Below are 19471 nucleotides of genomic sequence, written 5' to 3' on the forward strand. Positions count from 1 at the left end.
CCAGGCGCGCGCCGCGAGTGTCCGGCGCCCCGGCGGGCAACGCGGCCGACGCCGCCCGCTCCGTGATGCAGGCGAGGTCGCCGGGTCACGGTGACGAGACGGACCCGGCCCCGTGGTCCGCAAGCCGGTGGCGGCCGGCGCATCGTCGATCGCCGACGCCGGGCGAGTCGGCGACGGCGACTCCTTGCGCTGGGACGACCGGACGGGTCGACCGTGCGCCGGGAACGAGCCACGGCCGCGCAGCCGCGAGACAGCCCCACCCCGCCATGCCCTGCCCGCGCAGCGACGCAAGGTCGTCACCGTCGCACGACGCGGGCGCGTGGCCCGTCCGCTCAGGACTCCGGGCACGGCCCTGCCCCGTTCCGGGGCACGGCCCTGGTCCCTTCACCCGGCTTCGGGGCGCGAGAGCCCGACGGCGTCACGCGGATCCGGAACCCGGCCACCTCAAGCGGGTCCCGGCCGCCGCCGGCCCCACGCTCAAGCGGTGCCGCGCCCGGCCACCTCACCCGGTTTCGTAAACGAGCCCGACCGCGTCACGCGGATCCGGAACCCGAACGCCTCACGCGGATCCGGGTGCCGCAGGCATCCGGCGCTCGAGCGGTGCGGGCCGGGCCACCTTCCGGGTTCCGGGCGGCCCGACCACCCCACGTGGCTTCCGGCCGCCGCAGGCCCGGAGCTCAGCGGGTTCCGCGGGCCCGGCCACCTCACCCGGCTTCGTGGACGAGCCCGAACGCCTCATACGGATCCGGGTGCCGCAGGCATCCGGCGCTCGAGCGGTGCGGGCCGGGCCACCTTCCGGGTTCCGGGCGGCCCGACCACCCCACGTGGCTTCCGGCCGCCGCAGGCCCGGAGCTCAAGCGGGTTCCGCGGGCCCGGCCACCTCACACACGGGTTCGGGTGGCCCGACCGCCCCACGCCGATTCGGTCCGCGGGCCCGACCGCACCAGCCCGGCCGTGCACGTGGCTTCCGGGGCCGCCACACGGGGCCGGGCCGGAGGCCCGGCCCCTCCACCCAAGGTCCGAACAACCCCGGCCCTTCACGCGGCTCCCGGGGCAGCGCTCACCGTCTCACGCGGACGCAGGCGCAGCCTGGCCGCCTCCACATGGAGCCGGGCTGGAGGCCCGGCCCCGGCAGGGGTTCGGGGAGGGGCGGCGTCCCCCGCCCTGGACGCGTTCGACGCGCTCGGCGTGTCAGATGATCGACGGCGACGTGGACGCCGCCCCGCCGCTCGTCATCGTCGCTTCGCCCGGCTCGCTCGCGGACGCGCTTCCGTCCGGGGCCGTGGACGTTTCGGAGGGCGTCGGATCCGGCGGCGGGGTCGTGGACTCCGTCGGCGTGGTCGGGACCGTCGGCGGCTTCGCGCTCGGCGGAGGCTTCGGGCTCGACGGCGGCTTCGGACTCGACGGCGGCCTCGAGTCCGAAGGACTCTCCGGCCGCGACGAGCTCGGCGACGGCGACTCCCCCGGTGCCGACGGGCGGCCCGTCGACGCGGGTGTCGTGGCCGACGAGGACGACCCCGTCGGCTTGGCGTCGTCCTTGTCCTCCGACGGATCGTCGGAGACGTCGGTCGTCGGGTCCTCCGCGGGCCAGTCGTCGTCGAGGCCGTCCTCGTTCACCGGCTGGCCGTTGCGCACGTCGTTCCCGGGCGGCTCCTCCTGGTCCGAGGTCATGCCCAGGGTGACCACCGTGCCGAGGACCACCGCGAGCAGCGCGCCCGCACTCGTGGCGACGATGTTGCGGCGGGCGCCCATGAGAATGGCCGCGCGCCGGCCCGCCGGGCGGTCGGGGGCGTCCGCCGGGGTCTCCTGGCTGTGGCCCGCCACGGGGGCCGCCCCGCGGCCCAGGGCGCCGGTCCGCGGCAGCCGCTTCGTGAGTGCCGTCGCCGGGACGCCCCTCGGGGGTGACACGGGTCCCGCCTCGCCCGTGGCGAGCGGCGGCGCGGGCACGAGCCCGGACTCGCGGTCGGCGACGAGCGCGAGGGCCCGGCGTCCGGCGACGGTGCCGCTCTTGTCGGCGAGCGCGCCGCGCATGCCGATCGACGCCTCGAGCTCGGCCCTGGCCCGGTCCACGTTCCCGGTGCACAGCGCGAGGACGCCCAACTCGTGGTGGAAGTAGGCCTCTTCCGCGACCTCACCGGCAATGCGGGCGGCCTCGGAGCCGATCCGCAGGGCGCGCTCCCAGGCGGCCCACTGCCGTCCGGCGGCGAACGCCGGCGCGGCGCTGCGGGCGAGCAGCACGGCCGTGCTGGGGTGTCCGGCGTCCCGCCCTGGCACCAGGGCGCTCAGGGCGGCCAGCACGGCGTCCGCCTCCGCCACGGCCCGCTCGGGGGTGACGGAGGGGTGCCCGGCCCACCAGGCGTAGTGCTGGGCGGCGGTGTGCGCGTGCCCGACTGCGTCCTCGTCGTAGCCCTTCTCGCGGAGCTGGGCGAGCACACCGGCCGCCAGCCGGTAGCGCGGGCCGGCCGGGGAGAGCAGGCCGCAGTTCATCAGTTCGCCGAGGGCGGCGTCGGCGTGGGTGTCCCCCACGAGCGCCGGCAGGTGCGCCTGGTGCGGGACCTCGCCGCCGAGGGCGACCGCGAAGCGCAGGGTCTGCCTGGCCGACTCGCTGAGCCGTGAGGCGAGCAGCGAGGCGGGCGCGGCGGCCTCACCGAGCGACGGCAGGGGTACGTCCTTCCCGCCGGCGGCGGCGAAGGGCGCGAACTCCTCGAAGGCCTCCGGGTCCGCCCGCAGCTCGTCGCACTGGCGCAGCAGCGCAGCCGCCTGGACGAACCGCAGGGGCAGGCCCTCCGACTCGAACCAGAGGTCGCCCGCCCAGTTGGACTCCTCCTCCGTCAGCGGCCGTTCCACGGCCTTGCGCAGCAGTTCGAGGGCCGCGGCACGGCCGAGACCGCCGAGGAAGACCTCTTCGAGGTGCGAGCCCGCGCCGGGGGCGGCGATGTCCGGGGTGGCCGCGACGAGGAACGCGCACTCGGGCGCGGCGTCCAGCAGCTCGTCGAGGGACGCACCGCCGAACTCGAGGTCGTCCAGGACGACGACGGCCCCGATGTCGCGCACGAAGCCGGCGAGCGCGTTCCGGTCGGGGCGCAGGCCCGGCGAGTCGTAGACGACCGTGAAGAGGTCCTGGAGCAGCTCGGCGGGCGTACGGCGGTGGCCGTTGAGGCGCACGACCCCGTCGGGCGCGAAGTCGCCGCACTTCGCGGCGACGGCGTCGAGCAGGGAGGTGCGGCCGGATCCCGACGGGCCGGTGAGCCGGACGGACCGGCCGCTGCCGAGGAGCCGTACGAGCCGGGCCAGTTCCTCGTCGCGTTCCAGCAGCGGCGGGCGGGGAGCGGCGGGGCCGGGGGGAACGGGCGGCTGCGCGGCACGCAGGAGCTCCGCGCGCTGCGCGGCGCTCCGGCGGGTCGGGCGGCCGGGCCGGTCCGTCACCTGGCCGTCGGCCCGGACGGGGCCGCCCGGCGGGCAGGGTTCGATCTCGCTGCCGTCGACGGGATTGATCGTGAGAAGGAAGTCGCCGGAGACGAGCTGGACCGTGCGCCGGGGCGTGGGCGTCGACTGTCCGGGCGTGATGGCGTCGCGCGGCGGTCGCACCGTTCCGGCGCCCTCGCCGAAGCTGTCGTTGTCCATGGTCAAAGCTCCCAGATCAGGTTCGCCCGGCTTGTCGCCGCCAAGATCACTGTCTTGGTGCCGAAGCCGCGTGCGGTGCCTCCCGGCCTTCCTGCACGCCATGTCGCCTCGGTCCGGAGCCCGCCTCACGGGTCCGTCGAAAGGGCAGGCGATCGAACCCTAGACGTTCGCCGCGCATCGCGAAACCTTCGGGGTGCCGCACGTCCCCGACGTCACGGTCTCAGGAGGATTGGGCCGCTCGCCCCGTTCGTGCCCCCGTCGCACATGACGGGACGGTTCATCCGTGACGGCCCTGGCCGCCGGCCGTCCGACGGCCGGCGCGCACGGCCGCGTCGCCGTACCCGTACTCACCCCGTACCCACCCGCCGCCGGCCGGGGCCGGTCTCGCGCCGGTCACCGTCGGCGGCCCGATCACACCCGAGGAAGCGATTCCGCAGCGATCCCGCCCTCGATGGCGAGGATGCGGTGCAGCCGTGTCGCCACGAGCAGTCGCTGCATCTGCGGCGGCACACCGCGGAGCACCAGCCGGCGGCCGCATCTGCCGGCCCGCCGGTGCGCGCCCATGATGACACCGAGCCCGGTGGCGTCCCAGGAATCAAGGTGGGTCAGGTCGAGCACCAGGTCGCCGGCGCCGTCGTCGACGGCCGAGTGCAGGACCGTACGGGCGTCCGCCGCGCTGCGGACGTCGAGGCGGCCCCCGACGACCAGCTCGGCATGGTCGCCCCTGATGTGCATATGCGCTCCCCGAGTGTGCTTACAGTGCCCCGTGTTGGCCCCGTGTCGACTGTGCGGCTGACTGTTCTTCGGTTCTTCTCTGTCCTGCAACAACTGACTGCCGCGTAGGCGCAGGGGTTGCTACTTGTAAGCGAACCGATACCGAATTCACCCCGCCGGGTGATGTCGAACCGGTCGATAACGCCTGCGGCGACGTCAGTGCTTGTAGAAGCCCTGCCCGCTCTTGCGGCCGATGTCACCGGCGTCCACCATCCGGCGCATCAGCTCCGGCGGTGCGAACTTCTCGTCCTGCGACTCGGTGTAGATGTTGCTCGTCGCGTGCAGCAGGATGTCGACGCCGGTCAGGTCGGCGGTGGCGAGCGGTCCCATGGCGTGTCCGAAGCCGAGCTTGCAGGCGATGTCGATGTCCTCGGCGCTCGCCACGCCCGATTCGTACAGCTTCGCGGCCTCGACGACGAGCGCAGAGATGAGGCGGGTGGTGACGAAGCCGGCGACGTCGCGGTTGACGACGATGCAGGTCTTGCCGACCGACTCGGCGAACTCACGCGTGGTGGCGAGGGTTTCGTCGCTCGTCTTGTAGCCGCGCACCAGCTCGCACAGCTGCATCATCGGGACGGGCGAGAAGAAGTGGGCGCCGACGACGCGCTCCGGGCGCTCCGTCACCGCCGCGATCTTGGTGATCGGGATGGCGGAGGTGTTGGAGGCGAGGACGGCGTCGTCCCGTACGAGCTTGTCGAGCGCGCGGAAGATCTCGTGCTTGACCTCGAGCTTCTCGAACACCGCCTCGACGACGATGTCCGCGTCGGCGACGGCGTCGAGGTCGGTCGTGGTCGTGATGCGCGCCAACGCCGCCTCGGCGTCGGCCGCTTCGAGCTTGCCCTTGGAGACGAACTTGTCGTACGACGCCTTGATGCCGTCCCTGCCGCGGGTCAGTGCCTCGTCGGTGACATCACGCAGAACGACGTCCCAGCCTGCCTGGGCGGAGACCTGCGCGATACCGGAACCCATGAGTCCGGCGCCGATGACGGCGAGCTTCCTGGCCACTGCGGCACTCCTTAACGAATGTTTACATGTGCGCTCTCTGCCGGAGATTAGCGGTCGTGAGGGGCCCCTGTGACCGTGAAGAGATGCGCGTCACGTCTCAGATGACGGACATCACACCGGGACGGCCCCTCGGGCTCCGCGGACCGCGCTCCGGCCCGTCCTCGACGCCGTCGGCCGGGCCGCGCCGGCCGTGACGGTGGGCACACGGGCCTGCCGTCGGCCCCGTGCCTAACTAGGCTGGCCACATGGTCAATCTGACGCGCATCTACACCCGCACCGGCGACAAGGGCACCACCGCCCTCGGCGACATGAGCCGCACCGCCAAGACCGATCTGCGCATCTCCGCGTACGCCGACGCCAACGAGGCCAACGCGGTCATCGGCACGGCCGTCGCGCTGGGACAGCTGGACGAGAAGGTCGTGAAGGTCCTCGTCCGGGTGCAGAACGACCTCTTCGACGTGGGCGCGGACCTCGCCACGCCGGTCGTCGAGAACCCGGAGTACCCGCCGCTGCGGGTGGAGCAGTCCTACATCGACAAGCTGGAGGCGGACTGCGACCGCTTCCTCGAGGAACTGGAGAAGCTGCGCAGCTTCATCCTGCCGGGCGGCACGCCGGGCGCGGCGCTGCTGCACCAGGCCTGCACGGTCGTACGGCGGGCGGAGCGCTCGACGTGGGCGGCGATGGAAGTGCACGGGGAGACGATGAACGCGCTGACGGCGACGTACCTCAACCGCCTCTCCGACCTCCTGTTCATTCTCGCCAGGGTGGCGAACAAGGAGGTCGGAGACGTGCTGTGGGTGCCGGGCGGGGAGCGCTAGGGCTCGACGCGGACCGGTTCGCGGTCCTTCTCCTCCGCCGGGGCCTTTTTCGGCCATATCGCGTAGGTGAGCGCGATCAGGCCGTGGATGCCCGCCGCGCGCCAGGCGCCGTACATCCAGCTGCGCAGCGACTCGCTCTGCCCCGCGTCGCCGACGTACCAGATCGCGATCTGGAGGAGCCCGGTCGCGACGGCCGCGGCGACGAGGGTGCCGAGCCAGACCTTCGCCTCGTGGGCGGCCCGCGCCCTGCCGTAACGCGGCGGTTTCACCGGTGGCGGGCCTCCGGCGAGGCGGTGCGCCGCGTGGCCGTCGAGCCATTTGACGGTGCGGTGGCCGTGGCCGACCGTGTAGCCGATGTACAGCGCGGCCAGACCGTGCTCCCAGCCGGGCTCCGCGCCGCCCTTGAGGTCGATCGCGGTGACCACCAGCAGCAGGACCTCGAGCAGTGGTTCGCACAGCAGCAGCGCCCCGCCGGTGCGCGGCATCCTGAGCAGGTACCGGACGGCGAGGCCCGCGGCCAGCAGCACCCAGAAGCCGACCTCGCAGATCACGATCAGCGTGACGATCACGACAGCTCTCCCTTCGTACGGTTCAAGCCTGTCGGCCGCAGGTCGCCGATACGTCGTCGCGGGTGACGAACCGCGACTGCATCCTTCGATGTACCGCGGCTTCACCCCGTACGCGGAGGCATGGGGGCGGCGCTGCCGTGTTTGATGGACGGGTGACCCTCCCCCGCCCCCACCGTGACGACGTGCTCATCGCGGTCGTCGGCCTGCTCGGCGGCCTGTCGCTGTGGTCGCTCGGCGTGCACACCAACGGGCCGATGGCTCCGCTGCCGTCCTGGGTGACGCTGGTGCCGCTGGTCGTGATCTCCGTACTGGAGCTGCTGCGCCGGACCATGCCGCGCACGGCTCTCCTCGCGGGGACCGCGGCGGTCCTCCTCGATCCGTTCACGCCCGGCAGCGTCGTGACGCTCCTGATGTTCGCGGACCTGGCGTACGCGGCCGTCGTCTACGGGACCCCCGCCTCCGCCCGGCGCATCCCGGTCGTCACCGGGATGATCACGATCGCGGTGACGATCGGCTTCCTCGCCTGGCTGCGGGAGCCCGCCGCGCTGCTCATCGGCATGGTCACCGGGCTGGTCTCGTTCGGCCCGGCCACCACCGGCGCGATCGTCCGCAACCACCGGGAGGCGGCGAACGCCGCCCGGCTGCGGGCCGAACAGACCGCGCTGCTCGCGGAGATGGACCGCACCCAGGCGATCGTGGCCGAGCGTGCCCGGATGGCACGGGAGCTGCACGACCTGGTCGCGGGCCACCTCTCCGCGATCGCGATCCACTCCACGGCGGCGCTGTCGCTGGACGACCGGTCGACGACCAGGCAGGCGCTGACCGTCATCCGCGAGAACAGCGTCGAAGGGCTCGCCGAGATGCGCCGGCTGATCGGACTGCTGCGCGACAGCAGCGGCGACATGCAGCCGGCCGCCGCGCCCACCCTGGCCGGACTCGACGCCATGGTGGAGCAGGCGAGGACGAACGGCGGGCAGAGCGGGCTGAGCTTCGAGCTGTGCGACGACCGGGAGAGGGACACCCGGCTGCCCGCGCCCGTGGAGCTCGCCGCCTACCGCATCGTCCAGGAGTCGCTGACCAACGCGATCAAGCACGCGGAGGCCGGCCGGGTGCGCGTGGAGGTGTCCGGCGGGGCGGGCGGGGCGCTCCGGGTGACGGTGACCAGCCCGTTCGGGCGGGGGCCGGGGCCGCGGGCGCCCGGTTCCGGTGCGGGCCTGGTGGGGATGGAGGAACGGGTCGCGCTGCTGGACGGGACGTTCGAGGCCGGTCCGGTGGAGGGCCCGGACGGCGGGCCCGACAGGATCTGGCGGGTACGGGCGGTGCTGCCCGTGACGGACGACAAGGAGCCATCGGCATGACGGCGCAGGCGGACGACCCGAGGACCGGCGCCCGGATCCGGGTCCTGGTCGCGGAGGACCAGAGCGCGGTACGGGCGGGTCTGGTCCTGATCCTGCGCAGCGCGCCGGACATCGAGGTGGCCGGGGAGGCCGCGGACGGCGAGGAGGCGGTGCGTCTCGCGCGGGAGCTGCGTCCGGACGTGGTGCTGATGGATGTGCAGATGCCCCGGCTGGACGGGGTCTCCGCGACGCGTCAGGTGGTCGCCGAGAAGCTGGCCGACGTGCTCGTGCTGACCACGTTCGACCTCGACGAGTACGTCTTCGGGGCGCTGCGGGCGGGTGCGGCCGGCTTCCTGCTGAAGAACACCGAGGCGGGGGATCTGCTCCAGGCGGTGCGGACGGTGGCACGCGGCGAAGGCATGATCGCGCCGGCTGTCACCCGGCGGCTGATCGCGGAGTTCGCCGCCCCCGGGCCCGTACGGTCGGCGGACGCGCCCGATCCGGCGGTGCTGGACACGTTGACGAGGCGGGAGCGGGAGGTGCTCTCGTGCCTCGGTGAGGGGATGTCGAACGCGGAGATCGCGGCGCGGCTGTCGATGGCGGAGGCCACGGTGAAGACCCACGTCAGCAGGCTGCTGGGGAAGCTGGAGCTGCGCAGCAGGGTGCAAGCGGCGGTCCTCGCACAGGAGTTGGGCATCTGACCCGGGGCCGTACAGCAGGGCGCGGACCGTTGGTCTGGACCTATTGACGATTGGTCCAGACCACCCTAATCTCACCGAGCACACTGCGGTGAGCCCCGCGGTGTGCACAGTGCACGGACCACCCCTGACATGTCCGCACTCAACTCGAGGAGCATCCTTGAGCACCGAAGCGCCCCCACGCCCACGATCACGGTTCAGAGCCAGGGCCACCGCGGGACTGACCGCACTCCTCCTCCCCCTCGCCGCCATGGTGGGACTCGCCTCGCCCGCGGAAGCGGCCACCTCGGCGACGGCCACCTACGCCAAGTCCTCCGACTGGGGCACCGGCTTCGAGGGCAAGTGGACGGTGAAGAACACCGGCACCACGACGATCAACTCCTGGACCGTCGAGTGGGACTTCCCCTCCGGCACCCGCGTCACCTCCGCCTGGGACGCCACCGTCACCAACTCCGGCGACCACTGGACCGCCAAGAACGTCGGATGGAACGGCACCCTCGCCCCGGGCGCCTCCGTCTCCTTCGGCTTCAACGGCAGCGGCCCCGGCTCGCCCTCCAACTGCAAGCTGAACGGCGCCTCGTGCGACGGCGGCAGCGTGCCCGGTGACAACCCGCCCTCCGCGCCCGGCACCCCCACGGCCTCCGGCATCACCGACACGTCGGTGAACCTCAGCTGGCGCGCGGCCACCGACGACAACGGCATCAAGAACTACGACGTCCTGCGCGACGGCGCCAAGATCGCCACGGTCACCGGCACCACGTACACCAACACCGGCCTGACCGCCGGCACGGACTACTCGTACTCGGTCCAGGCGCGTGACAGCGCCGACCAGACCGGCCCCGTCAGCGGTGCCGTCGCCGTCCGCACCACCGGCGGTGGCGGCGGAGAGCCCGGCCCCGGCGACAAGGTCAAGCTGGGCTACTTCACCAACTGGGGCGTCTACGGTCGCAACTACCACGTGAAGAACCTGGTGACCTCCGGCTCCGCGTCGAAGATCACCCACATCAACTACGCCTTCGGCAACGTCAGCGGCGGCAAGTGCACCATCGGTGACGCCTACGCCGACTACGACAAGGCCTACACCGCCGACCAGTCCGTCGACGGCAAGGCCGACACCTGGGACCAGCCGCTGCGCGGCAACTTCAACCAGCTGCGCAAGCTGAAGGCCCAGTACCCGCACATCAAGGTCCTGTGGTCGTTCGGCGGCTGGACCTGGTCCGGCGGCTTCGGCCAGGCCGTGCAGAACCCGGCCGCCTTCGCCCAGTCCTGCTACGACCTGGTCGAGGACCCGCGGTGGGCGGACGTCTTCGACGGCATCGACCTCGACTGGGAGTACCCGAACGCCTGCGGCCTGACCTGCGACACCAGCGGCCCGGCCGCGTTCAAGAACATGATGCAGGCCATGCGCACCAAGTTCGGCGCGAACAACCTGGTCACCGCTGCGGTCACGGCCGACGCCTCGTCCGGCGGCAAGATCGACGCGGCCGACTACGGCGGCGCCGCGCAGTACCTCGACTGGTACAACGTGATGACGTACGACTTCTTCGGCGCCTGGGCGGCCAAGGGCCCCACGGCCCCGCACTCGCCGCTCACCTCGTACTCGGGCATCCCGCAGGCCGGATTCAACTCCGCCGAGGCGATCGCCAAGTTCAAGGCGAAGGGCGTGCCGGCCAAGAAGCTGCTGCTGGGCATCGGCTTCTACGGACGCGGCTGGACCGGCGTGACCCAGTCCGCCCCGGGCGGCACGGCCACCGGGCCGGCGGCCGGCACGTACGAGCAGGGCATCGAGGACTACAAGGTCCTGAGGAACAGCTGCCCGGCCACCGGGACGATCGCCGGCACGGCGTACGCCCACTGCGGCACCAACTGGTGGAGCTACGACACCCCGGCGACCGTCACCTCCAAGATGAACTGGGCGAACAACCAGGGCCTCGGCGGTGCGTTCTTCTGGGAGTTCAGCGGTGACACGAGCAACGGAGAGCTGGTCGGCGCGATCAACAGCGGCCTCGGATAGCACCTCGCTCCGATGACGCGGAAGCCCGGGAGAGTCACCTCTCCCGGGCTTTGTCATGCACTGCGATCAAGCGACGTTCACCCTCTGGCCGGGCGGCGCCGCCTCCAGCCAGGCGAGGAAGCCGGTCAGCGCGTCCTCGCTCATCGAAAGCTCCAGCCGCGTCCCGCGGTGGCGGCAGGCGAGGACCACGGAGTCGGAGAGCAGCGCCAGCTCCTCCTCCCCCTCCGGCGTACGGCGGGCCAGCACCTCGATCGCGGAGCGCTCGAGCACCCGGCGGGGCCGGGGTGCGTACGAGAAGATCCGGAACCACTCGATGCGGTCACCGCTGTACCGGGCGACGCCGTACACCCACCCCTTGCCGGAAGCGTCGTGATCTTCGGCGAGGTCCCAGCGCAGACTGCAGTCGAAAGTGCCGCCGGAGCGCTGGATCAGTCTCCTGCGCAGTCCGAAGACGAACAGTCCGACCAGCACCAGTGCGACAACGCAGCCGCTCACAAGCAGAGCGAGGAACATCTCCACCGACCTCCTCGCATCGTCCCGTAACGGAATATCACGTGCACCTGCATCGCCTCAGCCGCGGCACGGCCCGGAGGAGATCCGGGCCGGCCGCGGCTGAGGGACAAACTTCTCGTGGGGCGCGACTAGCGCACCGCCACCGCACGCAGACGGACGTCGGCGCGCCGCTCGGCGGCGGCGTCCGTGTCCGACTTGGCGCGCTCCAGCGCACGCTCGGCGCGCTGGACGTCGATCTCGTCCGCCAGCTCGGCGATCTCCGCCAGCAGCGACAGCTTGTTGTCCGCGAACGAGATGAAACCACCGTGCACCGCGGCGACGACGGTCCCACCCTCGCTCGTACGAATGGTCACCGGGCCCGATTCCAGCACACCGAGCAGCGGCTGGTGACCGGGCATGACGCCGATGTCGCCGGACGTGGTGCGCGCGACGACCAGGGTGGCCTCGCCGGACCAGACACTACGGTCGGCGGCGACCAGCTCGACGTGCAGCTCAGCAGCCAAGGTTGGCTCCTCGGGTCACCACCCGGCGGTCATGCCGGGTGTTGGGTCAATTCTAAGGGGCGTGAAGAAGGGGGCGGGACGTGCCCGCCCCCTTCAGCGAGTCATGTGACTCAGGAGACGCCGAGCTCCTTGGCGTTGGCCTTGAGGTCCTCGATGCCACCGCACATGAAGAACGCCTGCTCGGGGAAGTGGTCGTACTCACCGTCGCAGATCGAGTTGAACGCGGCGATCGACTCGTCGAGCGGCACGTCCGAGCCGTCCACGCCGGTGAACTGCTTGGCGACGTGGGTGTTCTGGGACAGGAAGCGCTCCACGCGACGGGCACGGTGGACAACCAGCTTGTCCTCCTCGCCCAGCTCGTCGATACCGAGGATCGCGATGATGTCCTGGAGGTCCTTGTACTTCTGCAGGATCCCCTTGACGCGCGTGGCGGCGTCGTAGTGCTCCTGCGTGATGTAGCGCGGGTCCAGGATGCGGGACGTGGAGTCCAGCGGGTCCACGGCCGGGTAGATGCCCTTCTCGGAGATCGGACGGGAGAGAACCGTCGTCGCGTCGAGGTGGGCGAAGGTGGTGGCCGGGGCCGGGTCGGTCAGGTCGTCCGCGGGGACGTAGATCGCCTGCATCGACGTGATCGAGTGACCACGCGTCGAGGTGATGCGCTCCTGCAGCAGACCCATCTCGTCGGCCAGGTTCGGCTGGTAACCCACCGCGGACGGCATACGGCCGAGCAGGGTGGACACCTCGGAGCCGGCCTGGGTGTACCGGAAGATGTTGTCGATGAAGAAGAGCACGTCCTGCTTCTGCACATCGCGGAAGTACTCCGCCATGGTCAGACCGGCGAGGGCGACGCGGAGACGGGTGCCCGGGGGCTCGTCCATCTGACCGAAGACCAGCGCGGTCTTGTCGATGACGCCCGACTCGGACATCTCCTCGATGAGGTCGTTGCCCTCACGGGTACGCTCACCGACGCCCGCGAACACCGACACACCGTCGTGGTTGTTGGCGACGCGGTAGATCATTTCCTGGATCAGAACGGTCTTACCGACGCCGGCACCACCGAACAGACCGATCTTTCCACCCTTGACGTACGGGGTGAGAAGGTCGATGACCTTGACGCCGGTCTCGAACATCTCGGTCTTCGACTCGAGCTGGTCGAAGTTCGGAGCCTTGCGGTGGATGGGCCACCGCTCACCGATGTTGGCGTTCTCCTCGGGGACGTTCAGCACCTCACCGAGGGTGTTGAACACCTTGCCCTTGGTGAAGTCACCGACGGGAACGGTGATGCCGTTGCCCGTGTCGGTCACCGGGGCCTGGCGGACCAGACCGTCGGTGGGCTGCATGGAGATGGCGCGGACCAGGCCGTCACCCAGGTGCTGGGCGACCTCGAGGGTCAGCGTCTTGAGCACGCCCTCCTGGGCCGGGTCGGCGACCTGAACGGTCAGCGCGTTGTAGATCTCCGGCATCGCGTCGACGGGGAACTCCACGTCGACGACCGGGCCGATGACCCGGGCGACGCGGCCCGTGGCAGCGGCCGTCTCAACTGTCGTCGTCATTACTTGTCACTCCCCGCGGTCGCGTCGGCCAGGGCGCTGGCTCCACCGACGATCTCGCTGATTTCCTGGGTGATTTCGGCCTGGCGGGCCGCGTTGGCAAGCCGGGAGAGGCTCTTGATGAGCTCTCCGGCGTTGTCGGTCGCCGACTTCATCGCGCGGCGGGTGGCGGCGTGCTTGGAGGCAGCCGCCTGGAGCAGCGCGTTGTAGATCCGGCTCTCGACGTAGCGCGGCAGCAGGGCGTCGAGGACGTCCTCGGCCGACGGCTCGAAGTCGAACAGAGGAAGGATCTCGCCCTTCGTCTCCGTCTCCTCCTTCGCCTTCTCGAGACTGAGAGGCAGCAGCCGCTTCTGAACCGGCGTCTGCGTCAGCATCGAGATGAACTCGGTGAAGACGATGTGGAGCTCGTCCACACCACCCTCGGCCGTGTCCTTCTCGATGGCCGCGATCAGCGGGGCCGCGACCATCTTGGCGTCCGCGTACGTCGGGTTGTCGGTGAAGCCCGTCCACGACTCCGTGACCTTGCGCTCACGGAAGCCGTAGTACGCCACACCCTTGCGGCCGACGATGTACGCGTCGACCTCCTTGCCCTCGCCGCGGAGCCGCTCGGTGAGCTGCTCCGCCGCCTTGAGGGCGTTGGCGGAGTAGCCGCCGGCCAGACCGCGGTCGCTCGTGATGAGCAGGATCGCGGCCCGGGTCGGGTTGTCCACCTCGGTGGTCAGGGCGTGGTTCGTCGTCGACCCCGTCGCCACCGCGGTCACCGCGCGGGTGAGCTCGGTCGCGTACGGCGTGGAGGCGGCCACCTGGCGCTGCGCCTTGACGATGCGCGAGGCGGCGATCATCTCCATCGCCTTGGTGATCTTCTTGGTCGCGGTGACGGATTTGATGCGACGCTTGTAGACCCGGAGCTGGGCTCCCATGAGTCAGGTCCCTTCCGTCGTCTACTTGGCGGTGCTGACCGGAGCGTCCTCGCCCAGAAGCTTGCCGTCCGAGGTCTCGAACTGCTTCTTGAACGCGGCGATGGCGTCAGCGACGGACTGGAGGGTGTCGTCCGACATCTTGCCGCCCTCGGCGATGCTGGTCAGAAGCTCCTTGCGCTCACGGCGCAGGTGCTCCAGCAGCTCCGACTCGAAGCGACGGATGTCGGCGACCGGGACGTCGTCCATCTTGCCGGTGGTACCGGCCCAGACGGAGACGACCTGCTCCTCGACGGGCATCGGCTGGTACTGGGCCTGCTTCAGCAGCTCGACCATGCGCTTGCCGCGCTCCATCTGAGCCTTGGAGGCCGCGTCCAGGTCGGAACCGAAGGCGGCGAACGCCTCCAGCTCGCGGTACTGGGCGAGGTCCACGCGCAGACGGCCGGAGACCTGCTTCATGGCCTTGTGCTGGGCGGAACCACCCACACGGGAGACCGAGATACCGACGTTCAGGGCCGGACGCTGGCCGGCGTTGAACAGGTCGGACTCCAGGAAGCACTGGCCGTCGGTGATGGAGATGACGTTGGTCGGGATGAACGCCGACACGTCGTTCGCCTTGGTCTCGACGATCGGCAGACCGGTCATCGAACCGGCGCCCATGTCGTCGGAGAGCTTGGCGCAGCGCTCCAGCAGACGCGAGTGCAGGTAGAAGACGTCACCCGGGTAGGCCTCACGGCCCGGCGGGCGGCGCAGCAGCAGGGACACGGCGCGGTAGGCGTCGGCCTGCTTCGAGAGGTCGTCGAAGATGATGAGGACGTGCTTGCCGTCGTACATCCAGTGCTGGCCGATGGCCGAGCCGGTGTACGGGGCCAGGTACTTGAAGCCGGCCGGGTCGGACGCCGGGGCGGCGACGATCGTCGTGTACTCGAGCGCGCCGGCCTCTTCCAGGGCGCCGCGAACGGACGCGATGGTCGAGCCCTTCTGGCCGATGGCGACGTAGATGCAGCGGACCTGCTTCTTCGGGTCGCCGGAACGCCAGTTGTCACGCTGGTTGATGATCGTGTCGACAGCCAGAGCGGTCTTGCCGGTCTGACGGTCACCAATGATCAGCTGACGCTGGCCGCGGCCGATCGGCACCATGGCGTCGACGGCCTTGTAGCCGGTCTGCATCGGCTCGTGCACCGACTTACGGGCCATGACGCCCGGGGCCTGCAGCTCAAGGGCGCGGCGGCCCTCGGTCGCGATCTCGCCGAGGCCGTCGATCGGGTTGCCGAGCGGGTCGACGACACGGCCCAGGTAGCCCTCGCCGACACCGACCGAGAGGACCTCACCGGTGCGGGTGACCGGCTGACCCTCCTCGATACCGTTGAACTCGCCGAGGACGATCGCACCGATCTCGCGCTCCTCGAGGTTGAGGGCGAGACCGAGGGTGCCGTCCTCGAACTTCAGCAGCTCGTTCGCCATGGCCGAGGGAAGACCCTCGACCTTCGCGATACCGTCGCCGGCCAGGCTGACCGTGCCGACCTCCTCGCGCGAGGCCGCGTCCGGCTGGTACGACTGGACAAAGTTCTCCAGCGCGTCCCGGATCTCCTCCGGCCGGATCGTGAGCTCCGCCATCTGGGTTCCCTGCTCTCCTTGTTGGGCCCGAAGTTTCTTTGGGGGTCTGGGGGCCGACCCCCAGGAATCTTCTGCAATCTCTGCACGGCCCAACCGGGCCGCTGGTCTTGCTGTTCTGTTCTGCGCTGTGCCGTCAGCCGGCCATGCGGCGGGTCGCCTCTTCGAGGCGCTCCGCGACGGTGCCGTTGATGAGCTCGTCACCGACCCGCACCGAGATCCCGCCGAGGACCGTGGGGTCCACTTCGAGGTTGAGGTGCATGTCACGGCCGTACATCCGCGCCAGACCGGCGCCGAGGCGCTGCTTCTGCGCCTCGGTCAGCGGCACCGCCGACGTGACGACGGCGACCATCCGGTCCCGCCGCGCCGCGGCGAGCTTGGACAGGGACTCGAGTCCCGACTCCAGGCTACGTCCCCGCGGATGCGTGACGAGACGGACGACCAGACGCTCGGTGACCGGGTCGGCCTTGCCGCCGAGCAGGCTGCCGAGCAGCTCGCCCTTGGCGGACGTCGTGGCCGACTGGTTGGTCAGCGCCGACCGAAGGTCGTTGCTGGACGAAAGGATCCGGCCGAAGCGGAACAGCTCGTCCTCGACGTTGTCGAGCACACCGGTCCGCTGCGCCGCGGTGAGGTCGGCGGTGCTCGCCAGCTCCTCGAGCGAGTCGACCAGGTCGCGCGACTGCGACCAGCGGGACCGGACCATGCCCTTGACCAGGTCGGCGGTCTCGCCGCTGACCTGACCCGCGAAGATGCGTCCGGCCAGCTCGGCCTTGGCCTCGGCGGCCTGCGCCGGGTCGGTGAGGACCCGACGCAGCGACACCTCTCGGTCGAGCAGCGCGGTGACGGCGGCCAGCTCGCCGGCGAGCTTCGCCGCGTCGACCGACGTGTTGTCGGTCAGCGCGTCGAGCGACTCGTGCGCGGCGGCCAGCGCCTCGCGGCTGGCTCCGTTCATCGGGTGGCCTCTGCCTTCGAAGCGCCGTCCTCGAGCGAGTCGAGGAAGCGGTCGATGGTGCGGCTCTGGCGGGCGTGGTCCTCGAGGGACTCGCCGACCAGCTTGCCGGCCAGGTCGGTGGCGAGCTTGCCCACGTCCTGACGCAGCGCCGAGGCAGCGGCCTTGCGGTCGGCCTCGATCTGGGCGTGGCCGGCCGCGATGATCTCCTCACGCTGCCGCTGGCCTTCCGCCTTCATCTCCTGGATGATCGCGGTGCCCTGCTCGGTCGCCTCCTGGCGCAGCCGGGCAGCCTCGTGACGGGCCTCGGCGAGCTGAGCCTTGTACTGCTCCAGAACGCTCTCGGCTTCGGTCTTGGCCGCGTCGGCCTTCTCGATACCGCCTTCGATGGCCTCGCGGCGCTCTTCCAGAACCTTGTTGATGTTCGGGAGGAGCTTCTTGGCGAGGAAGCCGAAGACGATGACGAAGGCGATCAGGCCGATGACGAGCTCGGGAATCGGCGGGATGAGCGGGTTTTCCGCACCTTCCTGCGCGAGCTGAACCAGGGGGTTCACATCAGTGCCTTTCGTCTGTTTCTACTGGACCGGCCCGAGGATCAGGAGCCGTAGACGAACGGCATGACCAGGCCGATGAGGGCGAGCGCCTCACAGAAAGCGAAGCCGAGGATCTGGTTGGCGCGGATCAGACCGGCAGCCTCGGGCTGACGGGCAAGAGCCTGGGTGCCGTTTCCGAAGATGATGCCGACGCCGACGCCGGGGCCGATGGCCGCAAGGCCATAGCCGATGGAGCCGAGGGCCTTGAGGTCACCGGTGACGGCGGCAAGAGTCTGGGACATGCCAGTTCTTCCTTCTCTTTCAAGAACCGGTGGGGGTTGGCCACCGGCAGTCTGCGGGATTCGGGCGAGCGGGACTCAGTGGTGCTCGGCGAGCGCGCCCTGGATGTAGGTGCAGGTCAGGAGGACGAAGACGTACGCCTGAACCGCCTGGATGAAGAGTTCGAATGCCGTCATGACGACGACCATCACGAACGAGACGCCGGCGTAGGCGAAGCCGATGCCGTTCAGCAGGTACCAGCTGGCGATCGTGAAGAGCAGCAGCAGCGTGTGACCCGCGAACATGTTCGCGAAGAGACGGACCGCGTGAGTGAACGGGCGGACCAGGAGGTTCGAGAACAGCTCGATGGTCGCGGCGAGGTAGGCAACCGGGCCGAGCGACTTGTCGAAGCCGGTGATGTTCTTCCACGCTCCGCCCCAGCCGTGGCGCTTGAACGTCAGGCTGACCCACAGGATGTAGACGATCAGCGCCAGGACCATCGGGTAGGCGATGATCGACGTCACCGGGAACTGCGCCAGCGGGATGATCGACCAGAGGTTCATCACCCAGACGAAGAAGAACAGCGAGACCACGAGCGGGACGTACTTCTCGCCCTCACGCTTGCCGATCGTCTCGTAGACGATGCCACGGCGGATGAAGTCGTAGCCGGCTTCGGCAACCATCTGCAGCTTGCCGGGCACCACCTGGGGCTTACGGAAGGCAGCCCAGAAGAAGCCGACGATGATGATCGAGCCGAGCAGGGCGAGCAGCATCGTCTTGTTGAAGTACAGGTTGCTGTCCGCGTCGCCCCACAGGGGCTCGAACAGGAACGAGTGCAGGCCCGGTGCCGGAAAGCCACAACCGTCGAAGATGTGGCAGTCGGTCTCGAAGGCGAGCACCTGCGTCGGGTCAGCACTCACCGCGGGCTCCTTCAGCGTGGCGCATAGGTACGGCAACCTCGTTGTGTCGGCGCGGCAGACAGCCGCGGTTCGGCACTGGACTGGTGTTTCGAATGGTGGGGCGGCAGTGGGGCATCAAGCCTCGCGAATAAGCAGGCGTCAGCTCAGATGCCCGCGCCCGCGATGCCGCAGTTGGCACCGGACGATAGCAGGATCCCGAACGCGCCTTTATACCGGCCCTACCCCTCACGACGTCTGCCCCTTGTTTCCGGGCTTGTTGCCGGTCGAGGAGTCGGGTTCGACGTAAAGAATCTTGGCCTTCATGTGCGCGCGGGTCTGCGCGCCGATCCAGACGAGGGTCAGCGCGACCAGCGTGATGGCGAAGGCCTTGGGGTTGAACAACGTGGTGTTCTTGAACATCGCGACAAAGATGAACAGCAACAGCAACTGAGCTGTGTAGAGCATCAGACCCATCGCCTGGAACAGCTGCGGAAGCGACTTCGCCACGCGCTGCAGGACGTAGAGCCCGATGCCCATGAAGAGGATCACCACCAGCGTGGCCACGATCGCCCCGATCGCGCCCTTGCCACCCGCGACCACAGCGCTGACGACGGCGGCAACAGCGCCGGCGACTGCGGTGGGTACGGCGGCATGAACAAGGGTGCGTGCGTCGTTGGACGGCATGGCGGCATCTCCGCTTGCTGGTGGGGGCAAAGTGGTGTCGTCATGGACGAGCGTAGGCCCGGTCCCGAGATGGGCCTCGGGGGCCAACGAACCGTCGCACTACGGTCCTTCGGCGCTGTCTCCGGGTCTCGTGAACGGTATCACAAACTATTTGATGAGGTCTTTACCCAGTGGTGTGCCAACTCTCACAC

The 19471-nt window shown here is 70.1% G+C and carries 18 protein-coding genes; 4 read left to right on the plus strand and 14 right to left on the minus strand.

Going from position 1 to position 19471, the window contains the following annotated elements:
* Nucleotides 1-1191 precede the first annotated feature (1191 nt).
* The 3 genes from SPRI_RS12295 to SPRI_RS12305 all read right to left on the minus strand — a co-directional run bounded on the left by SPRI_RS12295 (nucleotide 1192) and on the right by SPRI_RS12305 (nucleotide 5403).
* Complete coding sequence (locus tag SPRI_RS12295) at nucleotides 1192-3624, minus strand: ATP-binding protein (RefSeq protein WP_053556924.1); 2433 nt, start codon at nucleotides 3622-3624, stop codon at nucleotides 1192-1194.
* 411 nt (nucleotides 3625-4035) lie between these two features.
* Nucleotides 4036-4359, minus strand: coding sequence for an STAS domain-containing protein (locus SPRI_RS12300; protein ID WP_005311828.1), 324 nt, complete (start codon nucleotides 4357-4359; stop codon nucleotides 4036-4038).
* 195 nt (nucleotides 4360-4554) lie between these two features.
* Nucleotides 4555-5403, minus strand: coding sequence for a 3-hydroxyacyl-CoA dehydrogenase family protein (locus SPRI_RS12305; RefSeq protein WP_005311831.1), 849 nt, complete (start codon nucleotides 5401-5403; stop codon nucleotides 4555-4557).
* A 245-nt stretch (nucleotides 5404-5648) separates the two neighbouring features.
* On the opposite strand from SPRI_RS12305, the gene SPRI_RS12310 reads away from it, so the two are divergent.
* Entirely contained in the window at nucleotides 5649-6221 is a 573-nt protein-coding gene (locus SPRI_RS12310) for a cob(I)yrinic acid a,c-diamide adenosyltransferase (protein ID WP_005311833.1), read from the plus strand.
* Here SPRI_RS12310 and SPRI_RS12315 read toward each other — a convergent pair.
* Nucleotides 6218-6790 (minus strand): hypothetical protein, encoded by a 573-nt coding sequence (locus SPRI_RS12315; protein ID WP_005311835.1) that lies wholly within the window; start codon nucleotides 6788-6790, stop codon nucleotides 6218-6220. The genes SPRI_RS12310 and SPRI_RS12315 overlap by 4 nt on opposite strands.
* 152 nt (nucleotides 6791-6942) lie before the next feature.
* Here SPRI_RS12315 and SPRI_RS12320 point away from each other — a divergent pair, with 152 nt between their 5' ends.
* The 3 genes from SPRI_RS12320 to SPRI_RS12330 all read left to right on the plus strand — a co-directional run bounded on the left by SPRI_RS12320 (nucleotide 6943) and on the right by SPRI_RS12330 (nucleotide 10839).
* Nucleotides 6943-8148, plus strand: a complete 1206-nt coding sequence (locus SPRI_RS12320) for a sensor histidine kinase (RefSeq protein WP_005311837.1) — start codon at nucleotides 6943-6945, stop codon at nucleotides 8146-8148.
* The gene (locus tag SPRI_RS12325; protein WP_005311839.1) at nucleotides 8145-8828 is read left to right on the plus strand and encodes a response regulator; all 684 of its coding nucleotides are present in this window, start codon (nucleotides 8145-8147) and stop codon (nucleotides 8826-8828) included. The genes SPRI_RS12320 and SPRI_RS12325 overlap by 4 nt, the downstream gene beginning before the upstream one ends.
* 157 nt (nucleotides 8829-8985) lie before the next feature.
* Nucleotides 8986-10839, plus strand: a complete 1854-nt coding sequence (locus SPRI_RS12330; RefSeq protein ID WP_078535253.1) for a glycoside hydrolase family 18 chitinase — start codon at nucleotides 8986-8988, stop codon at nucleotides 10837-10839.
* Nucleotides 10840-10905: 66 nt separating this feature from the next.
* On the opposite strand, the gene SPRI_RS12335 is transcribed toward SPRI_RS12330, so the two are convergent.
* The 10 genes from SPRI_RS12335 to SPRI_RS12380 form a co-directional block, all read right to left on the minus strand.
* Nucleotides 10906-11352, minus strand: coding sequence for a DUF2550 domain-containing protein (locus SPRI_RS12335; RefSeq protein ID WP_037776290.1), 447 nt, complete (start codon nucleotides 11350-11352; stop codon nucleotides 10906-10908).
* A 128-nt stretch (nucleotides 11353-11480) separates the two neighbouring features.
* Nucleotides 11481-11855, minus strand: a complete 375-nt coding sequence (locus tag SPRI_RS12340) for a F0F1 ATP synthase subunit epsilon (RefSeq protein WP_005311845.1) — start codon at nucleotides 11853-11855, stop codon at nucleotides 11481-11483.
* A gap of 110 nt (nucleotides 11856-11965) precedes the next feature.
* Nucleotides 11966-13408, minus strand: a complete 1443-nt coding sequence (gene atpD, locus SPRI_RS12345) for a F0F1 ATP synthase subunit beta (RefSeq protein ID WP_005311848.1) — start codon at nucleotides 13406-13408, stop codon at nucleotides 11966-11968.
* Entirely contained in the window at nucleotides 13408-14325 is a 918-nt protein-coding gene (locus SPRI_RS12350) for a F0F1 ATP synthase subunit gamma (RefSeq protein ID WP_005311850.1), read from the minus strand. Before SPRI_RS12350 ends, atpD begins: the two co-directional genes overlap by 1 nt.
* A gap of 21 nt (nucleotides 14326-14346) precedes the next feature.
* Nucleotides 14347-15939, minus strand: a complete 1593-nt coding sequence (atpA, locus tag SPRI_RS12355) for a F0F1 ATP synthase subunit alpha (RefSeq protein ID WP_005311852.1) — start codon at nucleotides 15937-15939, stop codon at nucleotides 14347-14349.
* Between the two features lie 133 nt (nucleotides 15940-16072).
* A complete protein-coding gene (locus tag SPRI_RS12360) occupies nucleotides 16073-16888 on the minus strand; it encodes a F0F1 ATP synthase subunit delta (protein ID WP_005311855.1) in 816 nt (271 codons plus the stop codon).
* On the minus strand, nucleotides 16885-17439 hold the full coding sequence (locus tag SPRI_RS12365) for a F0F1 ATP synthase subunit B (protein WP_005311857.1): 555 nt from the start codon (nucleotides 17437-17439) through the stop codon (nucleotides 16885-16887). The genes SPRI_RS12360 and SPRI_RS12365 overlap by 4 nt, the downstream gene beginning before the upstream one ends.
* 41 nt (nucleotides 17440-17480) lie before the next feature.
* Nucleotides 17481-17720: an ATP synthase subunit c family protein gene (locus SPRI_RS12370; RefSeq protein WP_005311859.1), complete on the minus strand. Its 240-nt coding sequence runs from the start codon at nucleotides 17718-17720 to the stop codon at nucleotides 17481-17483.
* Nucleotides 17721-17795: 75 nt separating this feature from the next.
* Nucleotides 17796-18617, minus strand: coding sequence for a F0F1 ATP synthase subunit A (atpB, locus tag SPRI_RS12375; RefSeq protein WP_037773738.1), 822 nt, complete (start codon nucleotides 18615-18617; stop codon nucleotides 17796-17798).
* 225 nt (nucleotides 18618-18842) lie between these two features.
* Nucleotides 18843-19280 (minus strand): hypothetical protein, encoded by a 438-nt coding sequence (locus tag SPRI_RS12380; RefSeq protein ID WP_005311864.1) that lies wholly within the window; start codon nucleotides 19278-19280, stop codon nucleotides 18843-18845.
* Nucleotides 19281-19471 lie beyond the last annotated feature (191 nt).

This window comes from Streptomyces pristinaespiralis, from assembly GCF_001278075.1.
Taxonomy (GTDB): domain Bacteria; phylum Actinomycetota; class Actinomycetes; order Streptomycetales; family Streptomycetaceae; genus Streptomyces; species Streptomyces pristinaespiralis.